Source organism: Embleya hyalina, from assembly GCF_003967355.1.
GTDB lineage: Bacteria > Actinomycetota > Actinomycetes > Streptomycetales > Streptomycetaceae > Embleya > Embleya hyalina.
This window is the reverse complement of the sequence record NZ_BIFH01000053.1, coordinates 1-19,208: the sequence shown is the minus strand read 5'-3', so window position 1 is coordinate 19,208 and position 19,208 is coordinate 1. Positions and strand designations below refer to the sequence as shown.

Genomic DNA, 19,208 nt, shown 5'->3' with positions numbered 1-19,208 from the left:
ACCCGAACCGGTGTCGAACCCCACGACCACGGGCCTGCGCACCACGTTCGACTTCGAACTGCCCCACGGATACGTCGACGACCACGGCGCCGTGCACCGCACGGGCACCATGCGCCTGGCCACCGCCCATGACGAACTGTCCCCGCTGATCGATCAACGGGTCCGGGAGAATCCCGCCTACCTCGGAGTCGTGCTGCTCAGCCTCGTCGTCACCCGGTTGGGGACGGTCGCCGACATCCACGCCGGTGTCATCGAGCGGATGTTCGCCGCCGACCTCGCCCACCTCCAGAGCCTGTATCGCCGCGTCAACGGCCTGGAGGAGACGCACAGCGCGATGGCCTGTCCCGGCTGCGGCATCACCTTCACCGTCCCCGAACCCGCGCGGGAACGCCTGGGGGAAGCATGACGCACCCCGTCGCCGTACTGCTGCGCGAAAGCGCCCGCATCGCCGGGCACTTCCACTGGTCGCGCGCAGAGATCCTTTCGTTGGCCCACCACGAGCGCCGCGACTGGGTGCGTCAGATCGCCGAACTCACGTCGACCGGCCACGAGCGAGCGTGACCCGTGGCCCCCGAACGCCGCCGCCCTGCGCGGCCCGTCCCCGCTTCGATGTCGCGATGCGATGATCCGCCCGGGTCGCTCACGCCCCGAGGGTTCGTACTCGGCCCGCTGGCCGCGCTGCGCAGGGACCTGGTCGCGTGGACCCCCGCCCCGACGGTCACGACCACGAGCCGACCACTGCCGCGCGCGATCCCGCTGTCGGCGTGCCGCGCGCTGCTCGACCTGTGGCCGGCGTCCGGCCCGGACGACGAGTCGGATGCCTTCGTGGCGGCCGATCAGGCAACGCCTTTGCGCCATCCCGGCGAAGCGGGCGGCCTCGTATCGCCCCGCCATTCCGGCACGATGGCCGCACCCGATGGCACACCGCTCCCGCCGTCGACCATCGGGCCCGGTCACGACGACCCGACTGCCCCGACGACCGCCGCATGTCGTGAACACGGTGGGGCGCCCGCGCACGCATCGGACCCGACGGCCCGCGATCGATGGCCCGCGCCGGACGTCGCACCTGTGTCCCCGGCATACACCGACGAACACACCGACTGGCACCGGGACTTCCATGACGACCCGGCCGACCACCACGCCGGAGGGAAGAACCGGCGGCCTTCGCACGCCGGCTCCGCGCACGTGGACACGTCCGCCCCGAGCACCCGCGATGGCGGCCTTCGTGCTGCGGCCGGTGCGCGCGAGACATCCGTCGAGGTCGATCCCGCCCGACGACCTTTCGGGCAATTCGGCACCCCAGAGCTCACCTTCGCGCACGACCACCCGTCGCACCCCGGCCCACGCCCGGTATACGGCCCCGCCCACTGCCCGCAACCGGATCCCGGGTATTCACTGCCGGTGGACGCCACGCGGCTCGACGCTCGGACGCCCGCGCACTCGCACACCGACGCAACCGACCTTCGCGGCGCGACAACGCCGAACGAACGGCGAAACGACATCCGTTCGTTGGCGCAGGCGGATACGGAACACGACGACCCCCGAGGCCCGACCGCCGGTCCGGCAACTCCCGGACGCGCAGACGACGGCCCCGCCGAGCCCCTCACCCGGCGACACGCGCACGGCACGCCTCCGTCGCTCCTTTCCCCGGACAACGCCCTCGCCCCACACGCCGACGTGTGGGAACCGGTCGGCTCCTCGGCCGTTCCGCCAAGCGAACGCGAAGCCGCCGGCGATCCTCCCACCCGGCACACGTGCGGTGCCCCTCCGCCGCCCGAATACGCGGTGTCGACGCACCCGGCGCACCGTGCCCCCGGCAACACCCATACCGCGCACGCCGAGTCCGGCGAATCGGTCGGCCCTTCGGCCGTTCCCCGAAGCGAACACGAAACCGACGGCGATCCTCCCACCCGGCACGCGCACAGCACCCCTCCGACCGAGCACCCGGCGCCCCCGCGCTCGGCGCCCTACCTCCCGGGCAACGCCCCCACCGCGCACGCCGGATCGGGCGAACCGATCGTTTCCCCCGCCGTTCCCCGGCGTGAACTCGACGCCGTCGAGTCTGCAACCCGCCGAGACTCGCTCGCTGCGCCTTCATCGTCCGCGTATCCCGGATACACGATCCCACTCCGACCGCTCGCCACTCCGACCGTCCCCGAAGGCGCCGACCACCCGGGCGAGTCGGCCCACCGAGATGCGCGCGTCGCCCTTCCGCCGCTCGGGCAATCGGCACCCGTCCACCCCGGACACCCGGCTGCCGCATCCCGCGCCGCAACCGCACGGGAAGCCCCCGCCGCGGCGACCCTGCCGCAACTCCGGGGCCCGGCGCCGAGCCGCCGACACGACTCGGCCCACACCACCGCGACCGGAATCGACCTCCCGGCACACCTCGGCACATCGCCCTCGCCGATCGCGCGCCACGCCGATCCGGCCGATCCATCACCGCGCACGAACCCTGTCGGCACCCCTCACGACCCGCTCACCCGACACCAGGCGCCTCCGGGTACCCACGCCCGCGTCCGACCCGCCTTCGACGCCCGGCACCACCGGACCCGCCCGGACGACCACTCCCCCGCCGCCGGCACCCAACCCGCCGCCCACCTCCCCGGTGCCGGTCGATTGGGCCGCCCGATCGACCGCCCTCCGGCGACCGCCGTCCCCTTGTCCCCGCCGCCCGCAGACCCGATGCCCCACTCCCCCACACCCACGAGCGCCGTGGCCACCCCGGCGCGCCCGGCAACGCCCCATGTCGCCACACCAACCACCGCCGCCGCGGCCCCCGCGTCCTCCCCACCTGCGGACGCCGCCGCGCTCGCCCACGAAATCGCCCGCCACCACACCGAGATCGTGGCCCGTGCCGTGCACGGACTGAGCGCGCCGCGCCGCCATCCCGTCCCTGCCGGTCTCACCCCCTTCCGGAGCCGCGCGGAGGAACCCCGATGACGACCTCCACGAAGCGTGGCGGCGCAACGCCGACTCCCGCCCCGATCCGCGCAGATGGGCCACCGGCCGGCGCAACCGACGAGCGGCGACCGGCGCCCGCACCCGGCCGGCGACCGAGTCCGCCAAGCCCGGCCCGCGCGCGCACCCGGCCACCCGTACCAACAAGCAACCGCCGGACGGCGACGACCGGTTCCGGCTCACCTCGCCGGCACGCACCGCCCGGGTGCCGGTCCCGGTCCCCACCGCGAAGAACGCGGCGACCGCCCCGGCCGCCAACCCCCCGTCCACACCGCCCGTCCCGACCGGGAGACCTACCGTGCATTCCGAGCCGTTCGCCGTCAGCTCCCTGTTCCACATCTCCGTCGGCGACAGCGACCTGGGCTCCTTCACCGGCTGCGACGGACTGGGATGCGTGCTCGACAGCGAGGAGCACACCGAGGGCGGGCTCAACGACCACGTATGGCACCTGCCCACCCGCATGCGCTACACCAACGTCGTCCTCACCCGGCCCCTCACCCGCCAGACCACCCTCGTGTGGCTGTGGATGCGGCAACAGATCCGCCAACCCCTCGGCCTTCCCGGGCAGATCGTCGCCCTCGGTCCCGACCGGCGGCCGCTGATCCGGTGGGTGCTCGCCAACGTGCTGCCGGTGCGCTGGAGCGGTCCCTCGTTCGACGCGGACCAGTCGCAACCCGCCCGCGAGACCCTGGAGATCACTCACGACGGCTTCGTCGAAGTGACTCTCTGAGGAGAATCCCCGTGCTCGAAGCCCTCGCCGCCACACCGGTCCGCGCCCACCTCGCCGTCCACGAACCCCCCACCGCTCCCGGCACCACCCCCGGCGCCCGAATCCACCGCATCGACCTGCACTTCAACCCCGACCGCATCACCGTCACCAAAAACGCCACCTGGCACCGCGTCAGCACGCCCTCCGGCGCCGACATCGCGCCGGCCCAATATGTCGGTACGTCCCCGCGTGTGCTGCGCATGAGCGCGCTGTTCGACGACGACGGCCGTCGCGGCGGTGTCCAGGACCGGGTCGAACTCCTGCTCGCCTGCTGCCACCCCACGCCGCACAGCGCCGCGGTGCCGCCCGCCTCACCGCCTTGGGTCCGCCTGGAATGGGGACGTTCGCGCACCGTCGCCTTCTACGCCCTGGTCACCGACGTCTCCGCCACCTACACCCGCTTCGCCGCCGACGGCATGCCCCTGCGCGCCACCTGCGAGCTCACCCTCGAAGAGGTCGGCGGCACCGTCGCCGGACAGAACCCGACGAGCCGTTCCACCACCGGCCCCACCACCCACCGACTCGAACCCGGCGACAGCCTCCCCCTCCTGGCCTGGCGCGTCTACGGCGACCCCACCCGGTGGCGCCGCATCGCCCGCGCCAACGACATCGACGACCCCCGCCGCCTCACCACCGGCACCCTGCTGCTCCTGCCCGCGCCCGGAGACGACGAGGAGCCCGCCCGTGCATGAACGGGAATCGGCCCCCCACGCGGCCCGCTGGAACCTCACCCTCGGCGGCGGGAAACCCGATCCGGGTCTGCACCGCCAACTGGTCACCGCCTGGGTGGACAGCGCCATCGGCGAACCCGACCAGACCTGCCTGGTCTTTCGCGACGAACAGGGCCGCTCGGTACTCGACCACAAGCACGCCCGCGTCGCGGGCCCCCTGACCATCACCGTCGACGTCGACGCCGCCGCCCGCGCCGACACCCCCTCGGCCCCACCCCTGTTCACCGGCGAGATCATCGCGCTGGGCACCCGCGTCGTCCCCGACGACCCGCACACGGGCGAGACCCCCGGCACGTTCACCCTGCTGTGGGCCAAGAGCCTCGACCACCGCCTCGACCGCGGCCGACGCGTCGAGGCCTACGCCGACCGAACCCTGCGAGAGATCGTCGAGACCGTGGTCGGCCGCCACAAGACGGCCGGCGGAGCGCTGAAGGTCGGCCGCGTCGACGACCCCGACCCGGGCCTTCGCCGCCGCTTCGACCAACTCAACCTCACCGACCGCGAGTTCCTGCTCCACCTCGCCGAGGAACGCGGCCTCGACCTGGCGATCGCCCACGGCGAGATCGCGCTGCGCACTCCGCGACCCGCCCGCGACGCACCCCCGCCCACCCCGCCCACGCCCCGCCGGGTGCTGCCCCACGACCGCATCCTCCGGGGCCTGGAGGCCACCCTGTCCGCCCAGGGCCAGGTCGCCGCGATCGAGGTCCGCGGCTGGGACCCCCACACCAAGTCCGCCGTGAGCACGCGCGTCGACGTCGCCACCAGCACCCGCCTCGACACCCCGACCACCGCCGGCACCCTCGTCCACGCGTTCGCCGACCCCGAACCACCCCGCCTCCTCGTCGCCGCCCGCCCCTACACCACCCGCGCCGAGACCACCCACGCCGCCAAGGCCCTCGCCGCCGACCGGGCCGCCTCCTCCACCACGTGGCAGGCGCAGATCTCCGGCACCCCCACACTGCGCGCCGGAGACCCGGTGACCTTCGCCGGCGCCGGCACCCCCTTCACCGGCCGGTACACCCTCACCCGCTGCCGCCACCTGTGCACCGAGGACCAACCCCTCACCACCCACCTCACCTTCGGCCCCCGGCCGACCCCGGTCGTCCCGCCGCCCCCGCCCATGCACGCACCCGGAGTCGCCGTCGGGCAGGTCGACGACGTCAAGAAGCCCGACAGGGACGGGTACGGCGCCGTCCGCCTGAAACTGCCGTGGCTGTCCGAGGACTACCTCACCGACTGGGTCCGCGTCCTGCAACCGGCGGGCAACGCGGGCATGTTCGGCCCCGCCGTCGGGGACGAGGTCCTGGTCGGCTTCGAACACGGCCGACTCGACCGCCCGTACGTCCTGGGCGGCCTCCACAACGGCGTCGACCGCCCCCTCGACCACACGCCGGCCCGCTTCGACGAGCAGGGGCGGATCAACCGCTGCTCCTGGGCCACCCGCGCGGGCGATCGCGTCGAACTCCTCACCCAGGACAACGGCCTCCAGGGCGTGCGCCTGACCACCGAGACGGCCGACGGCACCGGCGCCCGCCTGTTCCTCGACCGCCGCGACACCGCCGTCGCCCTCGACGCCGGACCCCGCGACAAACGGACCGCCATCCACCTCGACGGCCGCGACGCCGCCATCGTCCTGACCACCGGCACCGGCGGCCACGCCGTCGAGCTCCGCCTGGACGGCCGCACCGGAGCCCTGCACGTGCGTACTCGAACGGGCGACCTCGAGTTCGAGGCCGCCAACATCCGCCTCAAGGCCACCGACCGCGTCGCCATCGTCGGCAGCCGGGTCGACATCGGAAAGGCCTGACCCCGTGAACACCGACCAGGACGACATCATCGGCACCGGCTGGGCCCACCCCGCCACCATCACCCGCGACGGCCGCATCGCCACCGCCGACGGCATCACCGACATCGAACAGTCCATCACGCTCATCCTGTCGACCGTCCCCGGTGAACGCCCCATGCGACCCGAATTCGGCTGCGCCATCCACGGCCTGGTCTTCGACCCCCACGACGCCGCCACCGCCGCACAGGCGGAAACCCACGTGCGCACCGCCCTCGAACGCTTCGAACCCCGCGTCGACGTCGACGATGTCCTCGTCAGCGTCGACCCCGACCGGCCCGACGTGCTCTACCTCGACATCCGATACCGCCCGCGCGCCACCAACCAACCCCGCAACCTGGTCTACCCCTTCTACACCGCGCCCTCCGCCCCCGCCCCGAACCCCGGACGGTGACCCCACGTGGACCGGCCCACCCTGCCCGACCTGGACGACACCCCCTTTCAACAGCTCGTCGACGCGGCCAAGCGCACCCTGCCCGACCGCGCCCCCGGCTGGACCGACCACAACGTCTCCGACCCCGGCATCACCCTCATCGAGGCCTGCGCCCAACGCGTCGACCAACTCCTCTACCGGGTCGACCGCACCACACCCGCCGTCCGCGCCCGCCTGTTGCGGCTGATGGGCATCGCGCCCGCGCCGGCGTCACCCACCCGGGTGCGCCTGCGCGTCACCCGCCCGCCGAAGACCGCGCTGCCCGCCGACACCCCGCTCACCACCGCCGACGGCCTCGTCCTGTACACCACCACGGCCCTGGCGGCGGCGAAGGACACCCTCGCCGAGGCCGCCTGCCTGCGGCGCGTGCACGAAACGCTCGGCGTCTCCACCGGCGAACCCGGCCAGCGCTTCGCCGCCGGCCGGCGTCCGCATCGGCCCGATCACCCGCTCGATCCCGACGAGTCGTTCCTTCGTGTGGCCGTCGACGGCGAACCCTGGCGTGTGGTGCCGACGTTCGCCCGCCGACGGGTCGACGACCGGGTGCACATCTGGGACGACGCGTGCGGGGAGGTCGTGTTCGGGCCGCGGGTTCCGTACGCCGAGGGGGCGCGTCGACACGGCGGAGTCCCCTCTCGCGGCGCCGTGATCACGGCCGCGTACCGCGTGGGTGTCGGCAGCCCCGGGGCGCTGTCCGTCGGCACGATCCTGACCGGCTCGGACGTCGAGGCCGTCATCACGAGCATCCTGTCCCCGGGCGCGGACGCGGAGGACGTGGACCAGGCCCTCCGACGGGCCCGCCTCGACCTGACGCCGCCCGCTCGCGCGGTGACCGCCGCCGACCTCGAACGGGTGTTGGACGACCTCCCGCTCCTGGCCCGCGTGCGTGTCGGCCCCGAGGAACCGGCGCCGGCGGATCCCGTACCGGTCGCCCTCCAGACCCCGCCTCGCCCCTCCCGTGTGGATACCGCCTGGGCGGTGGACCAGCAACGTGTCGTATTGGTCTCCGCCGGGACATGCATCCGGTCGACCCTGGACGGGAAGCACGTCGAACACCCACAGATGCCCTTCGCCCGGGCCGACGCGGTCCTCTGGTTCGAACCGAGCCATTTCCTGTGGTCGCTGGGCGATCACTACCGATGGAACGACGACGCGACGCAGCGGCCGATCACCGACCTGGTGCCGAACCTCGAACCGTTCACGCGGGGCCTGGACGCCGCGTGCGTGCAACCGGCCGTCGGGAGCGATGCCGTTGACCTCTTCTTCTTCGTGGACGACCGCTACTGTCACTGCCCCGCGCGCTACGCGAACCGGAAGCTCACCCCCACCGGCGCGCCCGTCGTCTCCACGATCGCGGTCGACTTCCCGGCCCTTCCCCGGGTGTTCCGATCTTCCCCGGACGCGGTCGTCGTGGTCGGTGACACCTTTCACTTCCTCAAGGGCGACCGCACGGCCACCGCCACCCGATGCCCCGACGAACGCGGCCTGCGCGTGTCGCTCGTGCCCGCCTCCGCCGCCGATCCGACCACGTCACCGGGCCCCGACGAGGCGCACCCGCCCGGCGAACTCGTCGGCGCCGCCCGGTCCCGCGTCGAATCCACCCGCATGCTGGGCCAACACGTGACCGTGGGGGGATGTGCCCCGGTGTCCTTCGACGTGCATGTGACGGTGCGCCCGTGGGACGGCGTCTCGGACGTGCGGGAGATCGTCGCCCGTCGCCTGCACGCCTACTTCCACCCTCGGGTCGGCGGGCCCGACGGTCGGGGATGGCCATGGGGGCGGCCCGTGCACACCGCGGACGTGTTCTCCGCGCTGGAGGACGTCGCGGAGATCCACCGCGTGGTCGACACGATGCTGCGTGCTCGGGGCGCGCGGGTCGACGTCGTCACCCTGCCCGAGCACGGCCTGCCCCGGCTGTGCGAGGTCGACGTCGCCACCGAATCCGACATCTGACCCGACGGAGCCCCCAACCATGTGCCCCGACCCGAACACGACGACCCTCGCCGCGAGTTCGTACGGTCATCTACCCGCGATCCATGCCGCCGACCCCGTCACCTCGGCGTTCGCGGCGGCCATCGACGCGTTGACCGATCCGTTGGAGGAGCGCTTGGACGCGATGGCCGACGTCTTCGACCCGTGGCGCTGCCCCGCTCCCGGGCTGGCCTGGCTCGCGCACATCTCCGGGGCCCGGACCGAGCCCGACTGGACCGAGGAGCAGGTGCGTACGGCGATCGACCTCGCCCCGCGCCTGCTCGCCCGTCGCGGCACCGTGGCGGCGCTGCTGCTCGAAGCGGAGGCCGTGTACGGCTGGTCGCCGGCCGCGCTGACCGTCGACGACCAGGACGCCGGGGGCGGCACCATCCGGGTCACGCTGCGGATCGACGCCGACGAGCGGCAGGCGCAACGGCGACTCGCCCGCCTGGTCGACGCCCACTGTCCGGCCCATCTGTCGCCCACCGTGGCGGTGACGACCACCGGCGCGCAGGCGGCCGGCCGCACAGTCGGCGGGCGCGGTGGGGGGTGATCGCGTGAGTTCCCCGCCGTCCCCGTCGGTCACACGCGCACGTGAGGGCCTGCTCGCCGATGCCGTCGCCGCCGTCCGGGCCCGCCTGCCCCGCGACCTCGGCGGCACCTGGACCGGCGCCGACCGCCGAGAGCCGGGTCTGGCCGTACTGGAGACGTTCGTCGACATGGCCGAACTCCTGCGCGACCGCGTCGACCGCGCCCCCGAACTCCACCGGCTGAGGGTGCTGGGGCTGCTCGGCATCCGTTCCCGACCCGCCTCGGCCGCCACGGCCGGCCTGGTGTTCGAACTCGCCGCGGACCTCGGGCCGGTCACGATCCCGGCGGGTACCCAGGTGGCGACCAGACCCGCGGGCGAGGACACCGCCGTGTTCACCACACTCGCCGACGTCGCCCACACGCCGTGTGCGGCCGTCGCCACCGGCTTCTTCCTGGGGCGGGAGGTGAACGGCACATTCGCCGGGGCGTTCCATCCCTTCCCCGGCTCCCCACCGGTGGCTCTCGGACCGGACGATCCCGGGGTCGAGGCGTACCCGCTCGTCGTCCTGTCGCAGACGACGCCCGGCGCACGTGTCGTGCTGGACGTCGACGCGGACGAGCCCGGCGCCGGCTTCGGGCCCGGCCGTTGGCAGACCTGGCAGGGCAGGCATTGGGTCGACTGCCGCCACGTATCGGACGCCGGAGACGCGATGGGTCGCCCCGGCACCGTGGTCGTGGATGTGCCGGCCGACCAGTACCCGGCCGCCGTTCGGCTGCGGCTTCCCGACATGGACCTGAACCTCGACCTGGATCGGACACAGGTCGGCCTCCTGCGCTTCCGATCCGATCGGCCCGACACCCTCGGCGGCGGCTTCGTCAGGCGTCTGCGGCCACGAGCCGACATGTACCCGACCACCGGCGCGGCGCAGGCCCGTTGGGTGGCCGACGGGACCCTGGGCACCGCGGCCGGCATCGACGACGAATGCCTGCGGTTCGCCCACCCGCCTCTGCTCACCGCCGGCGTGCTCACCGCTCTCGTCGTGCTCGGCGACCGCACCGAACAGTGGATCCACGTCGACTCCCTGGCCGGTTCCGGCCCCGAGGACCGCCACTTCAGCGTGCTCCCCGGAACCGACGAAGCCGTGTTCGCCGCCGTCGCCAGAACCGACTCCGGCCCCCGCCGACACGGTGCCCGGTTGCCGCGAGGGGCGGTCGTCCGCGTACCGCACCACCTCACGGGCGGCGGCACCTGCGGAAACGTCGCCGCCCGCACCATCACCACGCTGCCGCGCCCGGTACCGGGCGTCTCCACGGTGACCAACCCGCTGCCGGCCGTCGGCGGCATCGACGCCGAGACCCCCAACGCGTGCGCCGTGCGCGAGCCCCTGGGCCGCACCTTCCCCCGACGCGCCGTAACCCCCGGCGAATACGAGCAAACCGCCCTGGACGCGGGCGCCGGCATGGCCCGGGTGCACTACGCGCCCGGCGCCGCGGGCATCCTGGACCCCGCGCACGCGTACGCGGTCTGGCGCCCGGCGACCACCACGATCGTGTTCACCCGCCGCCGCGGCACTTCGGGTGCGGTGCCCAAGGGCACCAGGGTGAGCACGGCGGGCGGCATCGTCTTCGAGACGACCCAGGATTCGAGCGGGCACGCCGCCACCACCGCGACCACCGTCACGCCGTTGCTCCTGAACCGCGGCGCGGCGAACACCGGTGACCTGTTCACCGCAGGGCAGCCGACGTCGACGCTGACGGCGGCGCACGATCTTGCCGGCATCCAGGAACCCATGGGTTTGATCCTGGCGACCGTCTCCGTCCCCCAACACCCGGACACGGACGCGTTGAGCCTGTGCGTCACGGTGACCGACGCCTCCACCCCGGCGCGACGCGTGGCGGTGTCGGTGTATCGCCCGGAAGCGGGTCGGCTGTGGTGGGACATCGACCGGTGCGCCTACGTCGCGGCCGTCCCCGACGCGAACGGCGCGATCCGGGTTCCCCTGGACGCCCGTGCCCGGCACACCCTCGACTGGGACGGCCCGAACCCCCCACCGACATTGGCGGTTCAGGTCCTCGATCCCGGACGCACCGCCCAGACGGGCTATGTGGTCGCCTGGGACACCGGAGACACCGACCCCGTCCCGGCCGTCCAGACGTCTCCCGGCGCCCGCGACCGGCGGTTCACCTCCGACGGTCGCCCCGGGCAGGTCTTCCCACTGCTGGACGCGCGCGTCTGCGACGACCCCCGGCCGCGGATCCTCGTCGACGGCAAACCCTGGAACGCGGTGCCCGACTTCGCCGACTCCGGGGAAGGGGACGAACACGTCGTCGTCGACCACACCACCGGGCAGGTGATCTTCGGCCCCTGGTCCCCGGGCACCACCGAGGCCGGTCGGCAACACGGCAAGGTCCCCCCGGCCGGTGCCGTCGTCACCGTCGATGCGTATCGCACGACCCGGGGAGCCGCCGGCAACGTCGGCCCCGGCGAGATCGATCGGCTGACGCAGCCCGCGCCGCCCGACGTCGTCGGCGCGCGCAATCCGGAACCCGCGACCGGTGGTGCCGATGGTGCCACCGGCGCCGGCGTCGTTCGCCGTGGTGTCCGCCTCCTGCTGATCCCCGCCGCCACACCCGATCCGACCGGCCGCATCCCCCATCCCTCCCTGAGCCCGTCGCCGGAGGCCCGCGACCGGTTGCGCCTGTTTCTGGAGGCCCGACAGGCCCCCGGCGTCCCGCTGTGGCTCGAACCGCCCCGCTATCTCGGCATCGTCGTCGAAGCCGACCTCGTCCCCCAACCGTGGACGACCGTCTCCGAACGCGACCGCCTGGCCGAGGACGCCGCCCATGCCCTGTACGCCCACTTCAACCCCGTGAACGGCGGGCCGGACCACACCGGTTGGCCACTGGGCCGCACCGTGCACGCCGGCGATGCCTTCCGCCTGCTCGAAGCCCTCCCCGCCGTCCGCCATGTGGCCGCCGTCCGGTTGTACCCCTGTGATCCCATCACCGGCGCCCGCCGCACGGACCTGCCCATGCAGTCGCTGGCCTGCGACGACGACGAGACGGTCTTCTCGTTCGAGCACCGAATGACGGTGCTGGACCCATGAGTTGCCGCCCGCCGCGCCGCGCCCCACATCGAACGGTCGAATGGAGGAAGCGATGACGACAACGAGACTGCTCGTGCCCAACCGAGGGTCGAACGAGCTCGGCGTGATCGACTTCGCGTCGGGCGACGGCAAGCCGGTGGCGGTGGCCGTCGGCGTCGGGCCCTGCGCGTTGTCCGTCGATGGAGGACGCTACGTCTACGTCGCCGACGCGCAGTCCGACACGATCACCGTGGTCGACCTCGATGCCGCCGCCGACCATCCGGCGCCCGTGCACCTGCCCGCGGGGGCCGAACCCGTTGCCCTCGCCTTGGCGTCCGTTGCCGGCGATCGGCGAACGCTGTGCGTCGTCTGCGCCGGCACCGACCGAGTCGCGGTCTTCGACGCGGCCAAGCCCGGCACGCTCACCCACATGGGATTCGTCGAGGTCGGACGCGTCCCCCGGGCGATCGCGCTCACGCCCGACCAGGCCCATGCCGTCGTGGCCAACTGGGGCGACGACACCGTTTCCGTCCTTCCCCTGGCCACTCCGCCCGCCAAAGCGCCCTGTGTGGCCGTCGGCAAGCGCCCCGGGGCGGTCCTCGTCACCGGGACGCGGCCGTACGCGTATGTGGCGAACCGGGACGCGGGAACACTGTCGATCCTCGATCTGCACGACCCCGCCAAGCCGAGCGCGCTTCCCGACGCCATCGGCGTGGGCCGCGATCCGCGCGCGCTGCGGCTGTCGCCCGACGCCGGACGCCTGTATGTCGTCAATTACGGGTCCGACAGTCTGTCCGTCGTGGACGTCGACCCCACGACAGGCGCGCCCCGGAACACGCAGCCGAAGACCGTCCCCGTCGGACGTCAACCGATCGACGTCGCCGTCTCCCGGGACGGCCGCGTATGCGTGGCCGACCACACCGACCGCACGATCACGTTCGTCGATCCGGTCACCCTCGCCACCACGAAGTGCGCGATCGTTACCGACCCCGGCGGCTTCGCGGCCCCTCGTGGCGTGGCCTTCGACCACGACGGTTCACGCGTGCACGTCACCGACCACACCGGCGGCGGCGTCGTCACCGTGCTCGCCAATCCCGCGGTGGCCGAGACCGCGCAGGTCGGCAAGGATCCGACCGATGTGGCGGTGAGCCCCGACGGGAAGCGAGTGCTCGTCACCTGCCGCGGAGACGCCACGCTCCACGCCCTGCACGCCGCGAGTCCGAAGATCAAGGGAACGCCGCTGACGGTCGCGTGTCTCGACGATCGATGGTCGTACGTGGGCACTCGTACGGACGACGGCAAGGCCGCAGTCGTCCCCGTGGACGACCTCGAGCCGGCCGAGCCGATCGACCTCGGCGCCGGCACGGATCTCCGCGCCGCGGCGATCTCCCGGAAGGAGTACGTGACGATCGCCGATTCCGGGCGTCGGCGAGTCGTCACCCTGCACCACGAATTCCCACGGGAGGTGACGACGGTTCTATCCGGACTGACCAACCCGGTCACGGTACTCCCGTCCACGGACGGCAGGTTCGTCTACGTCTCCGAAGCCGGGAAGGCCGTCACCGCGTACGAACTCGGAGAGAATCCCACGAAGCTGTGGACCGATCAGACCAATATCCACGGCCTCGCCGTCCACCCCAACCATGCCGATCACCTCTATGGCGCGCTATGGGACGACGACACGCGGCCGGTCGTCGTCTACAAGAACTCCACCAACGGCCAGGGCAAGAAAACCCCCATCGCGGTCGAGTTCACCAAGGGCAAGGAGCCGCTTTCCCCGTTCGGCATCGCGTTCTCCCCCGACGGTCGCCACCTCTACGTCACCCGAACACCGAGCAAGAAAAACGGAGTCGTGTCGGTCTACGCGTTGGGCGAGCAGGACGATGCCACACACGTTTGCGACATCGCCTCCGGGGTCAAGGGACCGACAACCGCTGGGGTCTCGCCCACCGGAATCCTGTATGTGGCCAACACCGAAGCGGGAAACGTGCTGGCGATCGTCGGGCCCGACGGCGAGAACCCCGAAGTCCACACGATCGCGGTGGGGTCCGCCAAGCCGCAAGGCGTCGCCCTGTCGCCGTGCGGACGAACCCTCTACGTGTCCTACGACAGCGCGCCCGGCTCGGCCTGGGAACTCGACGCCACCGGCTACGGATTGGTGGCCGACTCCCATCGGAAAGTGGGTGGATCGGAGTCGATCGCCGGCCTCGGAGTCTCCCCGGACGGCTGTCTCCTCTACACCTGCCACGCCGGAAGCGGCCAGGCGAAGCAGGGATCCGTCGGCGCCTTCCCCGTCCCGGCCGTCCTGCCCCTCGCCGCGAACGCCGATCCGCGACACCTCGCGGGCAGCCCCGACCACCCCTACGTCTTGGTGGCCGATGTCGCGACACCGACCCTCCACGTGGTCGACACGACCCACAACACGGTGGCCGCCACCCCACCGACCCTCACGACGAAGCCCACCGGCGTGGTCTGGGCACCGGGCGCCGCGAAGCCCCACATCGGGTACGTCGCCGGCGACGGCAACCTCGTACGCATCGCCTTCGATCCCGACGCCAAGACGATCACCCCCGCGACGCCGGTGTCACTGACATGGGACGGAACGCCCGTCCACGCCACCGGCATCGCAATCACCCCCGACGGAACCACCCTGCTGGTGACGGCCCGCGACCCCCACCGACTCCTGCTCGTCGACAGCACCGGGGGGCTCGCCCCACGTGCCCGGGTGGACCTCGACGCCACCCCGACCGCGATCACGGTCCACGACCCGGAGCACGTGTATGTGACGGGCACCCGGAATCCGGAGCCCGGTGTCGTGTTCACCGTCGACGTCGGCCCGCCCCGCCCCGACAAGCGGATCCCCGTCGGCCTCGACCCCGGCCGGCCCGAATGGTGCTCGTGAGAGGTCCGTTCGGACGACGCACCCGCCCCCATCCCGCCCCGAGAACGAAGAGGACGAACAGATGACCATCACCTTCCCCCTGACCGAGACCTTCTCCGGAACGATCGCGCCGAGCCGATGGACGTTCTACGGCGACACCGATCTGCCCGGCGGCTGGCTCGTCCTGGGCTATGGCGACATTCGGCAGCGACTGGGAACCGCCGTGCTCCACGACGAGATTTCCACCACACGGGCCTTCACCGTCGAATTCGACTACTACGCCGAGCACTCGCACGACCACCTCGACGGCGAAGGGCTCTCCGTCTTCCTCTTCGACGCCACGGCGACCTTTCACCAGGGAGCCGGCGGTGCGGCCCTCGGCTACGCGAACCTCAACAAGCCCGTCAGTGCGGGCGTTCCCGGTGCCTGCGTCGGCGTGGGCATCGACGAGAAGGGGCAGTTCTCCAACACCGAACTCGTCGGCACCAGTTCCACCTCGCACCTCACCGCGCCGAACTCGCTGGTGCTGCGCGGTCCGGCCGTACAGGCGAACCCCACGGGCAAGTACGCCTATAGGGATGCCACCATGGTGACGGCCGGCATCGCCGCCGAGCGGAAGACACCGGCCCGCGTCCGCGTCGACTTCACCCCCACGGGCCCGAAAGCGCCGGGATCCGGGAAAGTCACGGTTCGGCACAACCCGCAGGACCCCAAGCCCAAGTGGATCAACGACACATTCACCGGGCTTCCGTCCCACGTCAGGCTCGCGTTCTCGGCCACCACCAACGAGCGCGGATCCACCTACGCCATCCGGAACGTGCGCGTCGGGCTGCCTCCACTGACGGTGGACTCCCAACAGACCGGCGCCGACGCGAAGTCCTACAAGGTCACGCTGACCGCCGCGGAGGACTGCCCTCTGCGAGAATGGCTGCTGCGTTTCACCGTCCCGCCGAACCTCACTGTCATCGACGACGTCGTGTACGAAGTCGGCAGCGCTCCCCCCGCCACCGCCGAAACCGTCAGGGACGGCACCCTGGGCAGCGCGGAGATCCGCTTCGCCCGCGTATCGGCTCCCGTCCCGCCCAAGACGAAGGTCGAATTCACCCTGACCCTCGAAGGCACGGGCACCCCTGCGGCCAAACTGGACAACCTCACCGCTCAGCAGATCGACTGACCCCCCTCGCGGGCGATCACCGCGCCGTGGGCCATCAGGCCGCCGACCTGCGTCACCAGGCTGGCGATCCCGACGAACAGGGGCGCCCAACCGGGGTCGGTGTGCACCGTGACCAGGATGTCGCCCGCCTCCGCGTCGGCCCGCGCCATGTCGACGATGACGCGGGCCCGCCCCTCGACCGTCCCGGCGGAGACCGGCAGGCCGATCAGCGCGCCTGCCGGCACGTCGTCGCGTCGGTACGTCCCCGTGGCGGCCTCGCCGTCGGATGTGAGCACGGTGGGCGGGGTGAGCGCGTGGTACGAGCGGAACTCCTCCTTGCGCCGGCGGATCAGATCGTCGTCCACCCGCTGTTCGCGCACGGCGTCGCGGAACTCCCCGAACGTGAGGTGGAAGACGTCCTCGCGGTCGTGCAGGACGCCGGCCCGCACCAGGCGATCGGCCTCCTCCGGCAGGGCCCGCAGGCGCGCCAACACGCCCTCTTCCTTGGCCGGTGCCCGCTGTCGCCCCTGCTCGAAGCGCCGTTCGGCGGCGCCCGGTTCGAAGTTCGCGACGTGGTCGAGGATCACGGGCACGAGCGTAGTGGGGCGCTCGCGCCAGGGCGGCCGGGTGATGTCGATCTCGCCGACACAGCGCATGCCGTATCGGTCGTGGTATGCCTCGATGCGTCCCGGGCTTCGATCCCGCCCGGAAGCTTCGACAACTCGGCCGGGAAGTCCTCGTCTTCGACGGTACGCGGGAACGCCACCACGTCGGGATGGGGACGGATCACGTCCGCGACGTCGAGCAGGCCGATCCCATCTCCGACGTGATGTTGTCGGGCACGGACAGGGTGAGCGTGATCGGGACGCTGCACGCGACCAAGTGGGTGGACCTGGCCGTGCGGATCGCCTTCGATGACCTTCGCACGGCACCGCCCGATCCACGTTGGAGCACGTTCGGCAAGGCCCGCCGGAACTGGCGCGAACTGTTTCGGTGTCGACAGGTCCGGCAATCACGCCGAGCCGTGTCGGCGGCATCGGGCCGGCCGACCGCCGCGGGCCGGGTTCGGGCGCGCAGACCCGGCGCGGTACGAGGCTGCCGGGGAATCGGACAGGGGGAGCGGCGTCCTCGTCGCGGATCGCGTCGTTGTTATCTCGTGCAACACGCGAACCACGCCGAGACGAAGGTGCTCAAGCCCTCCACCGCGTGCCAACGCAGGCAACGTCAACCCCCGCACGGTGTGTTCCTCACGGCGCTTCGGCCCCTGCCACGCGCAGGTTCTCCATCGGCCGGGCCGGCGTGGCACACCGCGCGGGCGACCGGGGGCATCAGGCTCGGCGTGCGGTCCGCAGATCGGCGATCACCTGCGGGTCGTGCCCGCACGTGGCAATACCCCACCACAAGAACAACAGGTCGTCCGTGACGTGCTCCTGCGTGACGACGACGGCACGGATCTCCTGGTCCGCGGCCGCACCGAAGCAGCCCTCGACGCAATACGCGACCTGCTCCCGGGCGATTGGCTGAACGACTCCCGGTAGATCACGTTCCGACCTTCACCGAACGTCGAGCGCATTCCGGTCGCGGGCACCCGTCTTCGCGGGGAGAGCGGACCGTGCGCTGCCCCGACCGGCGCGGACCGCTGGAACACACCGTCGTCACCACGCTCACCCCTGAGCAGGTCACCGCGGCTGCCGAGGCTTTGCGCCGCGCTCCGTGCGAAACCTGGCTCTGCGCGAACCCCGCGGCGCATGACCGCGTTGGTGGAGGAACTCGAGTTCACCACCCCATGGCACGACGATTGGGAGCCGCGGGTCGTCCAAGACCTGGCGAAGCTCACCGGCTTCTATCGCGCGGCAGCCGATAGCGGCGACGCAATGGTCAAGTACCTGAGCTGCTGAGCTTTCGAAGTCCGTTTCGACCCCGTGATCAGGTCGCGGTCGGAACGCAGGACGCTGCCGCGGCCTGCCATCGTCCGAAAAACCGCGATCGCGTTGTCTGTGAGCCGCGAGAAGGACCCCCCCGACCTACCCGCGCCGAAGGGCCCTCGACGTCGAACCCGCCGGTGGTGCGCAGCGCTCACCGGTGCGATACGGACGGGTGGCCTGCGGCCGTGGGCGTCCGACGAACTTCGCGGCCGTCGGCATCCGCAGCAGTCGGCCGGACGCATCGAACTCGGCCGGGATCGGACCCCGGGGCGACACGACCGAGGTGGACAATCGATCGTCGCCTCGTCGCGCCGCGAGGGCGGCAGCGTGCAACGTCTGCGGCGAGTCGGACCGGCGGCGTCCGCAGGACAATCGGGAGGACTCGATGGACGAGGGTCGGCTTCCTGCGGACGCGTTGCCGGTGCGTACGTGCTCGGCGATCGAGGCCCTGACCGGGCCGATCCACGCGGTCACGCCCGTGGACGGAGGCCATCACAGCGACCTGGCCGTGCGCGTGGACACCGCGACCGGTCCGGTGTTCGTCAAAGGGCTGCGCGCCGGTGATCCTCGGGCGGCGGCGCAGCGGCGTGAGGCGTTGATCGGGGAGTGTGTGGCGGGATGGGGCTCGGGGTGTCGTGGCGGTTGCTGGTGGGGGGTTGGGATCTGGTGGGTTTCGAGTTCGTGGCCGGTCGGCACGCCGATTATCGCGAGCGCTCGGGGGATCTTGTCCTGTTGGCGGCGGCATTGACGGTGCCGGCCGGTGTTTCGCTGCCCGCGGTGGAGTTGCCGTCGGCCGGGGAGCGGTGGGCGGGGTGTGTTTCCGGTGTCGGTTTGGGTGAGTGTAGGTTCCGCTTGATCGTGAGCACTGGGCCCTGCGGAAACGCCGGAATCCGGGTGTCGTGAGCACTGGCCGCGTCGGTGCAT

13 protein-coding genes and 1 pseudogene are annotated in these 19,208 nt (G+C 72.2%); 12 read left to right on the top strand and 2 right to left on the bottom strand.

Annotated elements, in window-relative coordinates; genetic code table 11:
* Nucleotides 1-10: 10 nt before the first annotated feature.
* The 11 genes from EMA17_RS47085 (at nucleotide 11) to EMA17_RS47040 (ending at nucleotide 16,380) form a co-directional block, all read left to right on the top strand.
* Complete coding sequence (locus tag EMA17_RS47085) at nucleotides 11-406, top strand: hypothetical protein (RefSeq protein WP_126643388.1); 396 nt, start codon at nucleotides 11-13, stop codon at nucleotides 404-406.
* Nucleotides 403-561, top strand: a complete 159-nt coding sequence (locus EMA17_RS52830; RefSeq protein WP_170222376.1) for a DUF6760 family protein — start codon at nucleotides 403-405, stop codon at nucleotides 559-561. Before EMA17_RS47085 ends, EMA17_RS52830 begins: the two co-directional genes overlap by 4 nt.
* Nucleotides 562-3,259: 2,698 nt before the next feature.
* A complete protein-coding gene (locus EMA17_RS52335) occupies nucleotides 3,260-3,691 on the top strand; it encodes a phage tail protein (protein ID WP_160161822.1) in 432 nt (143 codons plus the stop codon).
* A gap of 11 nt (nucleotides 3,692-3,702) precedes the next feature.
* Nucleotides 3,703-4,422 carry a CIS tube protein gene (locus EMA17_RS47075; RefSeq protein WP_126643386.1) on the top strand — a complete coding sequence of 240 codons (720 nt, stop codon included), beginning with the start codon at nucleotides 3,703-3,705 and terminating at the stop codon, nucleotides 4,420-4,422.
* Nucleotides 4,415-6,268 (top strand): VgrG-related protein, encoded by a 1,854-nt coding sequence (locus EMA17_RS47070; RefSeq protein WP_126643385.1) that lies wholly within the window; start codon nucleotides 4,415-4,417, stop codon nucleotides 6,266-6,268. Before EMA17_RS47075 ends, EMA17_RS47070 begins: the two co-directional genes overlap by 8 nt.
* A gap of 4 nt (nucleotides 6,269-6,272) precedes the next feature.
* Entirely contained in the window at nucleotides 6,273-6,698 is a 426-nt protein-coding gene (locus tag EMA17_RS47065; protein ID WP_246127340.1) for a GPW/gp25 family protein, read from the top strand.
* Between the two features lie 6 nt (nucleotides 6,699-6,704).
* The gene (locus EMA17_RS47060) at nucleotides 6,705-8,690 is read left to right on the top strand and encodes a baseplate J/gp47 family protein (RefSeq protein ID WP_126643384.1); all 1,986 of its coding nucleotides are present in this window, start codon (nucleotides 6,705-6,707) and stop codon (nucleotides 8,688-8,690) included.
* Nucleotides 8,691-8,709: 19 nt separating this feature from the next.
* A complete protein-coding gene (locus EMA17_RS47055; RefSeq protein WP_126643383.1) occupies nucleotides 8,710-9,261 on the top strand; it encodes a phage tail protein in 552 nt (183 codons plus the stop codon).
* A 4-nt stretch (nucleotides 9,262-9,265) separates the two neighbouring features.
* Nucleotides 9,266-12,346 (top strand): baseplate J/gp47 family protein, encoded by a 3,081-nt coding sequence (locus EMA17_RS47050; protein ID WP_126643382.1) that lies wholly within the window; start codon nucleotides 9,266-9,268, stop codon nucleotides 12,344-12,346.
* 52 nt (nucleotides 12,347-12,398) lie between these two features.
* The gene (locus EMA17_RS47045; protein ID WP_160161821.1) at nucleotides 12,399-15,227 is read left to right on the top strand and encodes a beta-propeller fold lactonase family protein; all 2,829 of its coding nucleotides are present in this window, start codon (nucleotides 12,399-12,401) and stop codon (nucleotides 15,225-15,227) included.
* A 61-nt stretch (nucleotides 15,228-15,288) separates the two neighbouring features.
* Nucleotides 15,289-16,380, top strand: coding sequence for an L-type lectin family protein (locus EMA17_RS47040; protein WP_126643380.1), 1,092 nt, complete (start codon nucleotides 15,289-15,291; stop codon nucleotides 16,378-16,380).
* Here the strand turns inward: EMA17_RS47040 and EMA17_RS47035 are convergent.
* Nucleotides 16,380-17,217, bottom strand: a pseudogene (locus EMA17_RS47035) (PEP-utilizing enzyme); the annotation flags it as partial. The gene EMA17_RS47040 and the pseudogene EMA17_RS47035 overlap by 1 nt on opposite strands.
* A gap of 890 nt (nucleotides 17,218-18,107) precedes the next feature.
* Between EMA17_RS47035 and EMA17_RS52330 the strand changes: the two are divergent.
* A complete protein-coding gene (locus EMA17_RS52330; protein ID WP_160161820.1) occupies nucleotides 18,108-18,257 on the top strand; it encodes a hypothetical protein in 150 nt (49 codons plus the stop codon).
* Nucleotides 18,258-18,985: 728 nt separating this feature from the next.
* Here the strand turns inward: EMA17_RS52330 and EMA17_RS53635 are convergent.
* A partial coding sequence (locus EMA17_RS53635) for a hypothetical protein (RefSeq protein ID WP_218043264.1) occupies nucleotides 18,986-19,208 on the bottom strand: 223 nt, incomplete at its 5' end.